A 13,352-nucleotide genomic window follows, 5' to 3' on the forward strand; every position below is an offset into this window, starting at 1 on the left:
GACTCGGACTCCACTCGCGTCCAATTCGGACGAAAAAGACCGGAATCGGCCCCGAGACGCTACTCGTAGGAGAGTTCGAGGGTCCGTGCGCGCTCGAGCAGGTCCTCGTCGTAGTACTCCTCGGTCTGGGCGGGCCGGGTCTCGTCGATCGCCCGGACCTGCTGGACGGTGTTGCGGAAGACCTTGAAGGTGGCCTCGTCGACCATCTGGCCGTCCAGCGTGACCGCGCCGGTGCCCTCCGCCTTGGCCTCGTTGAAGCGCTCGATCTTGCTGACGTCGCGCTCGAGTTCCTCGGGCGTGGGCATGTGGATCGTGTTGGCCTGGATCGTCTGTTTGGGATACAGCGACCAGGAGCCGTCGAGTCCGAGGTGCGCCTCGTGTTCGACCTGGTCGGCGTAGGCGTCGGCGTTGTAGTAGGTCAGCCCCGCTCGCTCTTTGAACAGGTCGTCGAACGGGCCGCCGATCGAGAGCAGACCCGCGGCACTGGCCTCGTTCGAGAGTTCCTCGAGCAGGCCGTCCCAGCGGGGGCGGCCGTCGCCGAGGTCGCGAGCGCCGAGTTCGGCCGCGTAGTCGACGGGGCCGAACACCAGCGCCGTGAGCCGGGAGTCCTCGCCGAATTTCGCGATCTCGCGCAGGTCCGAGCGGGCGCGGCCCGTCTCGACGATGATCGAGAGTTTGATCGAACCGTCGGGGTAGCCGTACTCCGCTTCGGCTTCCGCGACGGCCTCGGCAGCGCGTCGCACGTCCTCGACGCGACCGACCTTCGGGACGACTACGCCCTCGATCTCGTCGCCGATCTCGCTTACGAGGCGGTCGATCTGGTCACGGCCGCGCTCGCGGAAGGATTCGTCCTCGTAGCTCCACTCGACGCGGGGCCAGATCTCGCCCGGGAACTCGTAGTCGGGGACGATCTCGATGGTGTTCTCGAGCCCCTCGTCTTTCATGTTCGGGGCGGTCCCGTCCTCGATGTCGGGAACGAGCCAGTCGGGGGCCTGGAAGCCCTCGGCCTCGAGGCCGGAGCGGAGGTACTTCGCCGAGTCGTCTTTCGGCACGGCGGCCGGTGCGGTCTGGAAGGTTCGACAGAGTCTGACGTCGTCGCTCATGTGTATCGGTGGGTCGTTGATCGGAGTCGGTCGGTGAGCTGTTCAGCTGGATCGTTTGCGAATCTCCGCGGTTCGGGTCCCGGAGTAGACGGGTTCGTCGTCCTGGTTGAACGCGATGTGCTGGAAGCGGACCGTGCCCGCCTCGTCGCTCGAGGCTTCGGGATCGGCCTCGAGTACGCGCGTGAACGCGTAGACGGTGTCGCCGGGCGTGACGAACGTGTGGAACGACTCGTCGTCGAAGCCGACCTCGCGCCAGGTCCGCTCGTCCGAGCGGGCGTGTCCCAGCGCCGTCGAGCGGGTGACGTCGCCGTAGGTGACGATGTCGCCCGACGGCGCGTCGGCCATCTCGTCGACGTTGTGGTGCTGTTTGGCCGTGTTGAGCGTGGCCAGCGGCAGCGAGGCGACGGTCACGTCGTCCTGCGTGCGGCCGCGCTCGTGACGGTAGGCGACGGCCGCGTTCTCGTCGTCGGCCGCCTCAAGCGCGTCGACGAAGTCCTCGAAGTAGCCGCCCTCGGGGGCCACGAACTCCTCGGGGAGGTCAGGTTCGTCGTCGCCCTCTTCTTCGGCGGTTGCGGCCCCGCCGTCGGAGCGCAGCTCCGACGAGGATCGCGAACCGTCGGTTCCCTCACCGCCCCCGTCGGTGGCGACGGGTTCTCGCCGCGGGATCATGTTGGTCCGCTCGTAGGAACACAGCACTTCGCCCGTCTCGGCGTCCTTCCCGCGGGTCCGCCAGGAGACGATGCCGTACTCGGGTCGCGAACTCGAGGTCGCCGTGTTCACGACCTCGCTCTCGACGTGGAGTTCGGTGCCGGCATAGACCGGCGCACCGGGGAACCGGACGTCGGTCCGGCCGAGGAAGTAGCCGCCCTTCTCGCTCAAGTCCTCGACGGTGATGCCGAGGGTCGCGGCGGTGAGGTAGTCGGGGTGGATCGGCGGTGCCTCGAAACCACGTTCCCGGGCGGCGTCGGTCCGCCAGTAGGCCGGATCGTGGTTCAGGGTCTGGCTCATCCACCCCTCGTTGCCCCACTCCGTGAGGGTGAGGCCGGGGTCGTGTTCGATCACGTCCCCCTCCTCGAAGTCTTCGAAGCAGTTGCCCTTCTCCTTCGTTTCTGCCTGCTCGAGCGCCTGTGCGAACGTGTCGGGATCTGTCCAGTCAGTCATCTGCGGTGATCTCGTCGGTATCGGTCGTCTGTCGGCGGTTCAGTCGGGCGATCGTCCGTCGCATCTCGTTCTCGACGATCATGTACCCCTCGTCGAAGCCCATGCCGGGCTTGGCGAGCACCTGTGCGGCGTCGGTCGCGAGCGCCACGTGCGCGCAGGCCCGCGCGGACGTTTCCGTCTCGTTGCACGTCCCGCCGAGGTAGGCTCGCGTGTCGGTCCCCTCGCAGTACCGGACCGCTTGCCCGCTGCGGTGGACGCTGCCCAGGTCGGGCGTCTTCACCTGCACGAGGTCGGCCGCGCCGGCGTCGACGAACGCCTGCACGTCCTCGAACGTGTTACACCACTCGTCGGCGACGATGTCGACGTCGACGCCGGCGTCGGCGAGCCCCTCGCGGAGTTCGACCATCGCCTCGATCTGGTCCGCGCGGTTACCGACGTCCATCGGCCCCTCGATCTGGATCGGGAACGGGTCGGCGGCCGCCTCGAGGTCGGCGAAGTAGTCGACGACCTCGTCGCGGTCGTAGGGCGCGCCGAAGATCTCGCCGATCATCCCGTAGACGTCGATGTGGAACCGGGGTTCGTAGCCGTCGGGGCCGAGCTCCTGCGAACGCTCGACCAGCCACTCGACGTACTCGAGCAGCGTCTCGCCGTCCTCGCCGATCTTCTCGACGCTGTTGATCAGCGCGTGCGGGAGGACGGGAACGCCCTTGATGAACATCTTCTCGGCGTTCGTGTACCGGTCGTCGCCCGACTGGCCGAAGACCGGCACCGGCTCCGTCGCGGGCTCGGTCCCGAGCGCGTCTGCCAGCACGTCCGTCATCGTCGTCCCCTCGGCGTGGGCCGCCGCGGCCAGCAACGCCTGGGAAACGCCGTACCGGATCGCCGTGTGCAGTCGTTCTCCCTCGACCTGCATCCCCTCGATCGTCTCGGCGTTGTCGAGGAACGCGGTCGCGTCCCGCCCCTCGAGCGCGTCGGCGACCGGCCCCTCGACGACTGGTGCGTACTCCGCGGCCGTAAAGAGCGGATCACGTCCGCCGGCCCCGGAGTACTGGACCGCGGCGCAGTCGCCGCGGTGGACCGTCCCGTCGGCGAGTTCCACGTCGACGACGATCGACTCGCCGGCCTGGCGGATCTCGTCGAAGCCGTCGGTGACTGGCTCGCCGTCGTAGGTGAACCCGTCCTGCTGTGCTCCCTGCTTGATCGCGCGCTGGTCGTCGAAGAAGAACCCGGCGTAGCCGGGCGTCGCGTGTATTCCGGTGATATTCATGGGTTAGCTTCCCCCTGCGGTCGGCCGATGAGTTTGCCGTCGCTGATCGCGTCGACGTCGTCCGCGACCATGCGGAACGACTGTTCGCGCCCCTCGGTGTCGGCCCGGTTCGAGAGGCGCGCCTTGTGGATCTCCTTGATCTCGTCGTCCATCGCGAGGTCCGCCCACTCGTAGATGCGGACCCGGCCGTCGTCGTCCCGCGCGGGGAGGACGGCCCCCTTCGCGCTGTCGCTGGGTGCGAAGGGAACGTCCAGCGCGCCGGACTCGAAGGCCTTGAGCGTCCCCTGGACGACGTCGCCGTCGCCGTGCTCGTAGATGGTGTCCATCAGACATCGGGTCTCGCGTTCGATGAGGTCCTGCTCCTCCGCGATGCCGTCGATGTCGATGTTCTGCTCGATGGCCATGTCGATGACCTGGCGCGTCGTCCGCAGGCCGGCGGCGTTTGCCTCCTTCGTCGGCACGCCCTGGAACTCCTGGGGCGACTTCGTGATGACCTTGTCGGGCTGGGCGATGGCGGCGGTCATCCCGCCGAGGCTGATCACGCCGTTGGCCCGCGCCTCGTCCGGCGGGAAACCGCCCATCCACTCGTGGAACACCGTCGTGACGACCACCTCGTCGGGGAGGTACTCGTCGCCCAGCTTCTGCAGGGCGTTCAGGGCGGCCACGTCCTGGACGACGTTGCCGACCTGCCCGTAGCCGAGGGTGATCGAGCGGACGCCCTGGGTAGCCGCGAGCTGGCCCTCGACGATCATGATCGCGATGGCGATCGACGGCGGGACCAGCGTCCCCGTCAGCGGGCCGAACGGCTCGCGGTTGATGCGAATCCCCCGCTCGGTGTAGGCCCCCGCCAGCCGGTCGACGAACTGCCAGCGCTCGATGGTCTCCTCGAGCCCGTGTCGCTTGGTGTAGGGGATGTTGTAGGAGATCGGCCCGCCCTCGAAGCTCTGGAAGCCGCCGGCGAACGTGATCGCCGCCAGCAGTCGGGCGTCGGGGGTGCCGTGGCGAACCTCGATCGGGGCGTCGATCGCCTCGATGAGGTCCCGGCAGCCGTCGACGCCGTGGTTGACCGCGGGGAAGCCGTTGAGGGTGTCCTCGCCGGTCTCCCGGGCCTTCTCCAGGCCCTGCTGGGCCTTCTCGTACTCGTTGTCGCGCGTGTACGAGTCGATGGTGGTCGGCAGGAGGTCGGCCTGCCCCTCCTGATGAAGATACTCGAGGAGTTCGATCTGGTCGTCGAGTCGGGGAACGCCCGCTCGCGGCTGCAAGAGGGGTTTGTCGGCCGACTCGAGGACGTCCGCGAACCGCTTGCGATCGGGGAGCGACTCGTGGTACGCGATGGCCTCCTCGAAGTCGACGTCCGCCCCCGTGGGCCAGTTGGATCGGATCTCCTCGTCGATGCGCCGTAGCTCGTCGGATGGAATGCGTTCGTCTCGTATCATCTAGTAGTCGGCATCTAGGAACTGATAGTGGCACGCTCCGACTCGGTGGCCGTCTCGCCGATGTCCTCGCGAAGCGACGCGATCGCTTCGTCGGGTTCGGTCTCGGAGTCGAAGACGCGATCGAAGCCGAGCTCCTCGAAGGTGCGGCGAGTGCGTTCGAACTCGTCCTGGCCGACGGCGAGGTTGCCGCCGATGTAGGTGACCGCATCCACACCCGCCTCCTCGAGGACCTCGTGGAATCCCTGGCAGTCCTGCTCGGCGTGACCGTAGAGCGAGGATACGAGGACGGCCTCGGCGTCGTGTTCGACGGCGGCCTCGGCGAACTCCTCCTGGGAGGTCTGTACGCCGAGGTTGACGACGTCGAATCCCGCTGCGCTGAAGGCCTGCTCTAGGATCGTGATGCCGACGACGTGAGCGTCCGAGCCGATCACGCCGAGGACGACCGTTTGGGACATCGTATGCAGAACCATGAGAGACTCGGTGATAAACCTAATGATCTTCCATGATAATACACCTTATACGTCCTAACAGCGTCCCTATGGGACGTTTTCACATCCTCATGATCGATGGTAAGGATTTTGTCGTCCTCCGGTAATGAACCGACCATGGGAGCGCTTTCGGATTTGCGCGTGCTGGACCTGACGCAGGTGCTCGCCGGGCCGTACTGTACGATGTTGCTCGCGGACATGGGTGCCGACGTGGTCAAGGTCGAACGGCCGGGCGGCGACATGATCCGCTCGAACCCGCCGTTCGTCGACGACCCCGACGAGGAGGCCTACGGCGGCTACTTCCAGAGCGTCAACCGTGGCAAGCGCAGCATCGAACTGAACCTCGGCGACGAGGACGACCGCGAGGACTTCCTCTCGCTCGTCGAGAAAGCCGACGTCGTCGTCGAGAACTACCGCGCGGGTACGATGGAGAAGTACGACTTAGGCTACGAGACGCTGACCGAGTACAACGAGGATCTCATCTACTCCTCGATCCGGGGCTTCGGCGACCCGCGGACGGGCGAGACCTACCGGCAAGGCCAGCCCTCCTTCGATCTCATCGCGCAGGCGCTGGGCGGCGTCATGGAGACGACCGGCCAGCCCGACGGCCCGCCGACCAAGACCGGCCCCGGCGTCGGCGACCTCTTCACCGCGACGCTGAACTGCATCGGCATCCTCGCGGCGGTCCACCACCGCGACCGGACCGGCGAGGGCCAGTACGTCGACACCGCCATGTACGACTCGATGCTCAGTTTCACCGAACGCGCCATCTACCAGCAGTCCTACACCGGCGAGGCCCCCACTCGCCGGGGTAACTCCCACCCGACGCTGTTTCCCTACAACGCCTTCGAGACCGCCGACGGCTACGCCGTCATCGCCGCGTTCAACGACCGCCACTGGACGGAACTCTGTGAGGTGATGGGTCGGGAGGAACTCGCCGAGGAGTACCCGACCACCGCCGACCGCCTCGAGCACCGCGAGTTGCTCCGGGACGAGATCGCCGACTGGACGCTCCGGCAAACGAACGACGACCTCGTCGGTAAACTCGAGGGACGGGTCCCGGCCGCACCGGTCCAGACCACCGAGGAGATCTTCGACGACGAGCACGTCCACGCCCGCGACATGCTCGTTCCCGTCGAACAGCCCGGCGCAGATACGGCGGTCGAGATCGCCGGCAACCCGATCAAGATGAGCGAAACCGAACCCAAACCCCGCGGCCGCGCGCCGCTGCTGGACGAACACCGCGAGGAGATCCTGGGGGAGGAAGCGGAGACGACGGCCGACGACTGAATTTTCCGCGAGTATTGTCCTCGGTAGTTCGATAGTAAGTCACCCGCAAAAACTCACAGAAGGTTCCGTAGAATCCGCTCGAGGTCGTCCTCCAACTCCGAGGCCTGGAGGATCGTCACCGGATTGTCGGCTTGCTCCTCGAGCGAGGCCGTCTCGTCCTCGAACTACGTGTCCGGGTGAACTGGCTCGGAACAGCGGAAAACGGTGGGACTGCAATTATCGAGAGGATCCTCGATGACTCCCCTCGAATCCCAGAAGCGACCTGTTATCGACGCTGTCCGTTCTGATGAGGTTCCGTCGGGGAACCCGCTATCTTTTTGACACTCCTCGATCTACGTACAACTATGTCGGACCAGGACCGCGAAGAGTTACGAAAGGGGTCGAAAAGCGGCGGAAACGACTCGAAAGAGGCCCCCGCAACGATGCAAAAGGGCGAAAAACCAGATACGTCCGAATAGATATCGGGAGTGGTTGCCGTGCTGTCGGAGCTCCTCGTCGACGTTGAGTTGTTACTGGAGTCGCTGACGATTCTCTTCCCCGGGTTTCTATCCTATTTTGTGTATATCGGTCTCAGAGCGGACGATTTCGAACGGCTCAAGCGGAGCCACATCGTTCTGATCCTCTTTTTCACGTTACTGTTTCAGGTATTTCGGAGTCTCTCCGGCGATCTTCTCGACTGGGTCCCGTATCGCGGGCTCTTCTATTTCGCGTTACCTGTGCTCGTCGGCATGCTTGCGGACGTCGGTCATCGACTGTTCGTGACCGTCGGAGTGGTACTGTATCAAGAGCGGTTCATCGACCGGTTCGACTCGCTAAAACTGATCGACGTCGGGAACGTCACGCGGTGGCAAAAGACCGTCAGCGACTACGTGCAACTCGGCGACGTCACGGACGAGTACTACGTCGAGGTTGACGTCGAATCGGGGGCCGAGACGACAACGACGAAACGAGGATTCCTCAACGGATACAGCGACGACGATATCGAACTCATCCGGTACGACGATCTCTCCGAAAAGTCGTTCCCTGACGTTGGCATCCCGGATATCGACGAGGACAAGCTAACGCTCACTATCGAACTGATCCCTCGAGAGAAGATCGTCTCGGTACGGATCTACCGGGTCAGAATGCGGGATTTCGAACTGCACTAACTACAGCATTGCCGGCGATTTCCCCGACTCCGAGACCGTTCGGCCTCGAGTCGTTCGAGCTGCCGCGACAGTTACGGGGTTCTGTCAGCCGTCGTCGGGCCGACGCTATAAGTAACCCGTGAACCGCCGTGTTTTGCAGAAGGGGTCGGTGCGACCGAAAACCACGTGCCCAGAATGGCACGCCCGATGACACGGCGACTCTCAGGAATACGACCGGATGTGCGCTCCACGTTCCGGGTACTCGCCCTCGAGAGCCTCGAGCAGCGCCTCGTCGGCCGTGTAGAAACACGTCTCGAGTGACTGGGCGAGCGCGACGTACGAGGCGTCGGAGACGGTGATATCGAGGTCGGTCGCGATCTCCGCGACCGGACCAGCGTCGGCGAAGGGGACGAGTTCGATTCGTACTCCGAAAGCGATTGCGCGGCCTCCTCGAGTCGGTCCCCTCGTAATGGCCGCTGTATTCGAGCGCGTTCGTCGCCTCGAACGGCATGAGTGCCGGCGCGACGAGGTCGAATCGTCCGTCGAGGTAGTCGTCGCGGAGCGCACGGGCCCGTTCGTGGTGTCGTTCCGGAACGTACCACTTCAGGACGACGCTCGTATCGACCACGATCGCGGACATCAGTTCCCGTCACCCCCCCGTATCGGGCGTCTCGCCACTCGCGTACGATCGCTGCGGAGTTTTCGTCTTCCACGTCCGCGTCGTCGATCTCCGCACTCAACCGCTCGCTCGTCGCCACCGCGTGCCCGATGCGACGGGATTCCAACCGTTCGAGTTCGTCCTCGATGTTCGATCTGATCACGGCGCTCCAGTTGATCTCGTCGTGTTCGTCCATCCGCTCTTTCACCACGTCCGGAACGCGGAGACTGACGGTCGCCATGGTATACTACATGTGTACTAAAAGTGATACGGAGACTCCGTCTTCGAAGCCTCGCGTCCGACCCCTGGAAACCGGTCACGGCTCGAGCCCCGACTACTCGGACTCGAGCGACCCGGGCGCGAGCCGACAGCCGCAGGGATGAGCGACGGATTCGGTCGGTCCCACGGCCGAGACGATCACGACCGGTGTGTCACAGCGCGGGCACGGTGGAAGGCTCGAGTCCGAAGCGGCATCCACCGTGACGACTCGATCCGCCGGTGATGACTCGCCGTCTGTCACCGCGACCACCCCGACCTGCCGCTCGAGCGCGCTGGTGCTGGTCGACACGGGCGATACGTCGGACGTGCGGGACGTTTATATCCCGGTAGAAGCAACGTAATCATGGCTTCAAGCCTCTCGGCTGGAAGCCGCGTCTCGGGTGCTCCACCACCCGGGGCATTTGCGTACCCCCGACGGAGAGCGGCTTCCGTCCTGATTGTCGACCTATTAGTGCTTATATCTATTGGTGAGTGTGTGCAGAGAACTGCAGTGTCGCCAGCGGTTGTTCCTAGCCGTCGTTGCGAATACGAGGATTCTAGAGTAGTTACTGAACGTCAATACACACACGATCGCACGGCGAACGCACGGTTCGAACAACGGGAGCACCGAGGACAGCGAACGGGGAGCGACGGCCCGTGAGCACCGAGTCGCGTGGCGGCTCGGAGCGGGCGATCGGTGTGTAACTCGTTTCAGTTGGTACGATATTCACAGAAGCGGACAACTGTCCGATCGATATCGTCTCTCACGTGATCTCGTCGATCAACTCGAATCCATCTTCGAACCGGACGCGGTCTTCGAATCCATTCGCTTCGAGCGCCGCGACGACCCCCTCTCCTGCATCGATATCCGTCGTTACAACGACGACGAACGCCGCATCCCTGGTGAGCAAGCAGTTGGCGGCAACGGCACCGAGCGCTGCATCAGCCTTCTCGATGTGGTCCTCGTTGCGGTTCGACGAGTCCGCGATGTATCTCCGAACACCGTCCATCACTCGTGATACCGTACTGTCTGTGTAGTCTGGTTCGTCAGCGACAGTCACCCAACCGGCGTCGATTGCGCTATCGATTGGCGTCTGGCCGGGAGTACTCCGATCGGGTGCATCCCCAAGTTCTTCGTAGACACGCTGGGGGATCAGGAACGTGATGTCGTGCCGGCGTGCGAACCGTTCGAGTGCGGTGTACTTGTTGTTCTGCTGGCGGCCGCACGCGATAAACAATCCAGTATCACCGACCCACGCTACTGACTCATCGACATCGGCGTATGGGGGATTCTCCGCACCCATCGTTCAGTCCTCGGTTCCCAGACCCCGCTCGCGTGCATCCTGAATATCTTCGAGGTACGGGTCCACGGACTCCATCTCGACCACGACGTCACGGAGTGCGTGGAGTATTGCGACACCGAGGGCGTACTGGAGGTCGAGTTCACGGGCCGCAACCCGCTCGGACATCTCGCCGTCCGCGTATGGAACCGCGTAGGTGAGTGCGGCAGCGAGCTTCCCCAGCCCGTGTCGCTCGAGTAGCAGATCGAGATCCTGGTCGTGTGAGGAGCGGCCGAATGCGGCGATGAGCGTTGGCGTGACTGTGTACTCGTCGCCGTCGAGCGTCGCGGTGAGTGTGATGGGGGTGGCGGCGTACGTGTGTGTCTTCTGGTCGTCGTCCCGTGTGAGAACGCCCAAGTCGACGAGCGTTCCCGTGTCCGAGTAAGCGGTGGTCCGTGGGAGGCCTAACTCGTCGGTGATGTCGTCGATGGTGACCTCGTCGTTGCGGAGAACGAACGTGTAGAGTCGTGCCAGTCGTGGCTCTTCGAGGAGCTGGGCGACCGACAGCAGGCCGTTGACAGCGCGTTCGGGTCCGTCGGTAGCCTTCGACATACATTACATGATTCGTGTATCGAGTAATAGCCCTTTGGGGTGAGAGACGAATTGACCCCACTCGGTTCTCCTTTTGAAACGAGATACCTCATGGTCGAAGGAGTTTATTTGACCAGTTCAGAACAGCAAACAATTTCTTGGTGGGTATATCCATTGAGGAGTTATTTCACTCGGCTCGTGAATACTGAAACTGTCTTTACCACCACCGGTAGGGAGGTCGCGACGGAGAGGCGGTGTCAGCTACGACGAGCCAGTTCCGACGTGTTGTGTGAGATCGAGTAACGCACCATCGAAAGCGTTACCGGGAGTCTGGAAGATCATCGTTCATGAACCCGAACAGCGACCGCCTCCGAGCGGAGTTCATGGACGCCGTCTACAGGGCCGCCGATCGGCGCGACGTGGACTACTACGTCGACCGCGCGAGGAGCGTCGAGGGACCGGCCCTCGAGTTGGGATGTGGCGGCGGTCGGATCTATCTCGAACTCCTCGAGGCGGGCGTCGACGCCGACGGCATCGACCGCTCGGCGGAGGCGCTCGCTCTCCTCCGGGAGCACGCCGCCGACCGGGGACTCGAGCCGACCGTCCGGCGGGCGGACATGACCGACTACAGTGCCGACAGGGCGTACGGACTCGTTTGCTGTCCGTTCAACGCCGTCCAGGAACTGACGACGATCGACTCCCAGCAGGCGCTCCTCAAGTCGGCGTACGACCTGCTGGCCCCCGGCGGGACGTTCGTCTTCGACACGTTCGTGCCCGACCTCGAGTACATCGCCGAGACGTGGGGCGAGTGGCAACGGCGGACGATCGAGTTCCGGGGCGAACCGGTCGAGTATCACACCCGCTCCCGACTGGTCGATTCGGTGACGCAGGAGTACGTCTCGGAGAAGAAAGCCACCACGCAGGACGGTGAACAGTTGTTCTCTTTCGAGGGCCGGGCGACCTTGCTTCCCTACCGCGAACTGGAGTTGCTCGTTCGCTCGTCGCCGTTCGAGTCCTGGACGGTGGCGGGTGATTACACCGACGAGCCGCTGAACGACGGCCACTCGGCGCAGGTCTGGGCCCTCGAGCGGACGGAGACGTGAGACCGAGCACCGTACCGTAACGGTTTCTCGAAACCCGGTCGTCGAACGTCCTCGTTGAGGAGGCTGTCGGAGAGTGGGTCAGCGAGCGGCTTTTTGGTCTCTTCAGTAGCGGGCAAAGGTCAGCGAGAGCTTCGCTCTCACCGGACCGACTTTTGTGCGAGCGGTGAGCGGAGCGAACCCGTGAGGAAAACGGTGGGACTGAGATCATCCACGAACTCGACGGGCTGACAGACGAGCAACTCGAAATCGTCGAAGACGCGGTCGAAGGGGAGTCCCCCTGGCGATCGGTTGATTCGACGATTTCCCTGTATTTGCCGCGAGGTCTCACCGAGACCGAGGGTTCGAACATCACGGGTCGCTGTGGATAAGGGATATATCCGACTCTCCTCGTAGTAGCAAGATACGCAGATGTCGACTCGAGTCGTCCATCAACACCATCCGGATGATATCAACTATTCTCTCGCGGATGTCAGTACAGATCCGGATGCGTTCGAAGAGAGACTCCACGACCCGGAGGATGATGTCAAAGTACTGGATTACTCGCTCCCGGACGGTGAAGTACGGGTGCTTTATACGCCGAACGTCTCGGGGACAACTGACGATCTTCGTGAAATTAGCCCCGCTCAGTTAGAAGCAGACTTGGAGCGGATGGACCGAACGAGTCGGGTCATCGCTATCTGGTTACTCCAATTCTTCGCTGAGATGCAACAGGAAGAACAGGAAAACGGCGATGAACTTGCGATCTACAAAAACCTCGAGATCGAACGTGTCCCTGAAGCGGTCGATCACGTTTCGTGGAACGGGTCGGTAACGGACGTTGCTGGAAGCCTGATGTCGAATCTAATCCTGAGACATTCGCTTCCGAACGCGAATCACCGAACGGGAATTACGATGGCACAGACCTATCTCGAGGCTGCAGGAGCAGATTTTGAAACCCCGAAAACCCATACAGAAGCGTATGAATGGCGTGAATGGGTCGATCCCTATATCATCGAGTCAAAGCGGCTGCTGACTGTACGACGGCACAACCTGTATTTTCTCACGCTGAAGCGGAACTGATGCGAAATCGTCCGCCGAAAACACGATATCGAGATTCCGCTCGACGAGTACGACCTCGATATGCACTACTACGAGGCGTGGCAGAGATATGCCGAGCGGCATGAAGCACACTGCATCGATTTCGCGGAGGAACTGGCCACTCGAGGTGGGGAAGCGGATCTAGTTCAGGAGCCAGCGCTATCCGAAGAGCGATTTATTGGCTTCTTAGGGGCTGAAAACGGCAGTTCTGAGACGGAATAAGAACTAGTCTCGGAGGTGCGCGTTCGATCGCGCCAGTTCCCGGAGGTGTTCGTTGTCCGGGATATCGTACCGTTCACTGACATCGCGAACAGCTTCTTGGAGCGTCACGGTTACTGCGAGCAACTACGAGAGTACCAGGGATAAAACTTCCCAACACAACCACGCCTCCTGGGACGAGAGTCGGCGAGTAGCAGGTGAAGGAGCCAGTACAGTGAACGTTATCAGTGCTCTGGAAAAGGGGCCGGAGTAGTCCGATGACTCGTGCTCGAGGGCCGTAGGCTGACGACCATA

The 13,352-nt window shown here is 63.1% G+C and carries 11 protein-coding genes; 4 read left to right on the top strand and 7 right to left on the bottom strand.

Features of this window, described 5'->3' with window-relative positions; translation table 11 throughout:
* Positions 1–59 precede the first annotated feature (59 nt).
* The 5 genes from citE to glmS are packed head-to-tail and all read right to left on the bottom strand — an operon-like array spanning position 60 to position 5,437.
* Positions 60–1,103, bottom strand: coding sequence for an L-malyl-CoA/beta-methylmalyl-CoA lyase (citE, locus tag TX79_RS01620; RefSeq protein ID WP_049925332.1), 1,044 nt, complete (start codon positions 1,101–1,103; stop codon positions 60–62).
* A 42-nt stretch (positions 1,104–1,145) separates the two neighbouring features.
* Complete coding sequence (mch, locus tag TX79_RS01625; protein ID WP_049925333.1) at positions 1,146–2,264, bottom strand: 2-methylfumaryl-CoA hydratase; 1,119 nt, start codon at positions 2,262–2,264, stop codon at positions 1,146–1,148.
* Positions 2,257–3,531 carry a methylaspartate ammonia-lyase gene (locus TX79_RS01630; protein WP_049925334.1) on the bottom strand — a complete coding sequence of 425 codons (1,275 nt, stop codon included), beginning with the start codon at positions 3,529–3,531 and terminating at the stop codon, positions 2,257–2,259. The genes mch and TX79_RS01630 overlap by 8 nt, the downstream gene beginning before the upstream one ends.
* Positions 3,528–4,967 carry a methylaspartate mutase subunit E gene (locus TX79_RS01635; protein ID WP_049925335.1) on the bottom strand — a complete coding sequence of 480 codons (1,440 nt, stop codon included), beginning with the start codon at positions 4,965–4,967 and terminating at the stop codon, positions 3,528–3,530. The genes TX79_RS01630 and TX79_RS01635 overlap by 4 nt, the downstream gene beginning before the upstream one ends.
* A gap of 14 nt (positions 4,968–4,981) precedes the next feature.
* A complete protein-coding gene (gene glmS / locus TX79_RS01640) occupies positions 4,982–5,437 on the bottom strand; it encodes a methylaspartate mutase subunit S (protein WP_049925336.1) in 456 nt (151 codons plus the stop codon).
* 135 nt (positions 5,438–5,572) lie between these two features.
* On the opposite strand from glmS, the gene mct reads away from it, so the two are divergent.
* Together mct and TX79_RS19160 are read left to right on the top strand one after the other, a co-directional pair.
* Positions 5,573–6,745 (top strand): succinyl-CoA:mesaconate CoA-transferase, encoded by a 1,173-nt coding sequence (gene mct, locus TX79_RS01645; protein ID WP_049925338.1) that lies wholly within the window; start codon positions 5,573–5,575, stop codon positions 6,743–6,745.
* Positions 6,746–7,473: 728 nt separating this feature from the next.
* Positions 7,474–7,893, top strand: coding sequence for a hypothetical protein (locus tag TX79_RS19160; RefSeq protein WP_154660441.1), 420 nt, complete (start codon positions 7,474–7,476; stop codon positions 7,891–7,893).
* 1,659 nt (positions 7,894–9,552) lie between these two features.
* On the opposite strand, the gene TX79_RS01660 is transcribed toward TX79_RS19160, so the two are convergent.
* Both TX79_RS01660 and TX79_RS01665 read right to left on the bottom strand, forming a co-directional pair.
* Positions 9,553–10,092, bottom strand: coding sequence for a hypothetical protein (locus tag TX79_RS01660; protein ID WP_049925341.1), 540 nt, complete (start codon positions 10,090–10,092; stop codon positions 9,553–9,555).
* Positions 10,093–10,095: 3 nt separating this feature from the next.
* Entirely contained in the window at positions 10,096–10,680 is a 585-nt protein-coding gene (locus TX79_RS01665; protein WP_049925342.1) for a DUF7437 domain-containing protein, read from the bottom strand.
* A gap of 326 nt (positions 10,681–11,006) precedes the next feature.
* On the opposite strand from TX79_RS01665, the gene TX79_RS01670 reads away from it, so the two are divergent.
* Both TX79_RS01670 and TX79_RS18910 read left to right on the top strand, forming a co-directional pair.
* Complete coding sequence (locus tag TX79_RS01670) at positions 11,007–11,762, top strand: class I SAM-dependent methyltransferase (protein ID WP_049925343.1); 756 nt, start codon at positions 11,007–11,009, stop codon at positions 11,760–11,762.
* Positions 11,763–12,170: 408 nt separating this feature from the next.
* Entirely contained in the window at positions 12,171–12,821 is a 651-nt protein-coding gene (locus TX79_RS18910) for a hypothetical protein (RefSeq protein ID WP_230198524.1), read from the top strand.
* Positions 12,822–13,352: the final 531 nt, after the last annotated feature.

The organism is Halopiger goleimassiliensis, assembly GCF_000455345.1.
GTDB classification, from domain to species: Archaea; Halobacteriota; Halobacteria; order Halobacteriales; family Natrialbaceae; genus Halopiger_A; species Halopiger_A goleimassiliensis.

What these genes read in the sequence shown, in the direction of transcription:
- TX79_RS01660 (WP_049925341.1), bottom strand. Translation starts at nt 10,092, where the DNA reads ATGGGTGCGGAGAATCCCCCATACGCCGATGTCGATGAGTCAGTAGCG.
- TX79_RS01630 (WP_049925334.1), bottom strand. Translation starts at nt 3,531, where the DNA reads ATGAATATCACCGGAATACACGCGACGCCCGGCTACGCCGGGTTCTTC.
- TX79_RS01635 (WP_049925335.1), bottom strand. Translation starts at nt 4,967, where the DNA reads ATGATACGAGACGAACGCATTCCATCCGACGAGCTACGGCGCATCGAC.
- mct (WP_049925338.1), top strand. Translation starts at nt 5,573, where the DNA reads ATGGGAGCGCTTTCGGATTTGCGCGTGCTGGACCTGACGCAGGTGCTC.
- TX79_RS01665 (WP_049925342.1), bottom strand. Translation starts at nt 10,680, where the DNA reads ATGTCGAAGGCTACCGACGGACCCGAACGCGCTGTCAACGGCCTGCTG.
- citE (WP_049925332.1), bottom strand. Translation starts at nt 1,103, where the DNA reads ATGAGCGACGACGTCAGACTCTGTCGAACCTTCCAGACCGCACCGGCC.
- TX79_RS01670 (WP_049925343.1), top strand. Translation starts at nt 11,007, where the DNA reads ATGAACCCGAACAGCGACCGCCTCCGAGCGGAGTTCATGGACGCCGTC.
- TX79_RS19160 (WP_154660441.1), top strand. Translation starts at nt 7,474, where the DNA reads ATGCTTGCGGACGTCGGTCATCGACTGTTCGTGACCGTCGGAGTGGTA.
- glmS (WP_049925336.1), bottom strand. Translation starts at nt 5,437, where the DNA reads ATGGTTCTGCATACGATGTCCCAAACGGTCGTCCTCGGCGTGATCGGC.
- TX79_RS18910 (WP_230198524.1), top strand. Translation starts at nt 12,171, where the DNA reads ATGTCGACTCGAGTCGTCCATCAACACCATCCGGATGATATCAACTAT.
- mch (WP_049925333.1), bottom strand. Translation starts at nt 2,264, where the DNA reads ATGACTGACTGGACAGATCCCGACACGTTCGCACAGGCGCTCGAGCAG.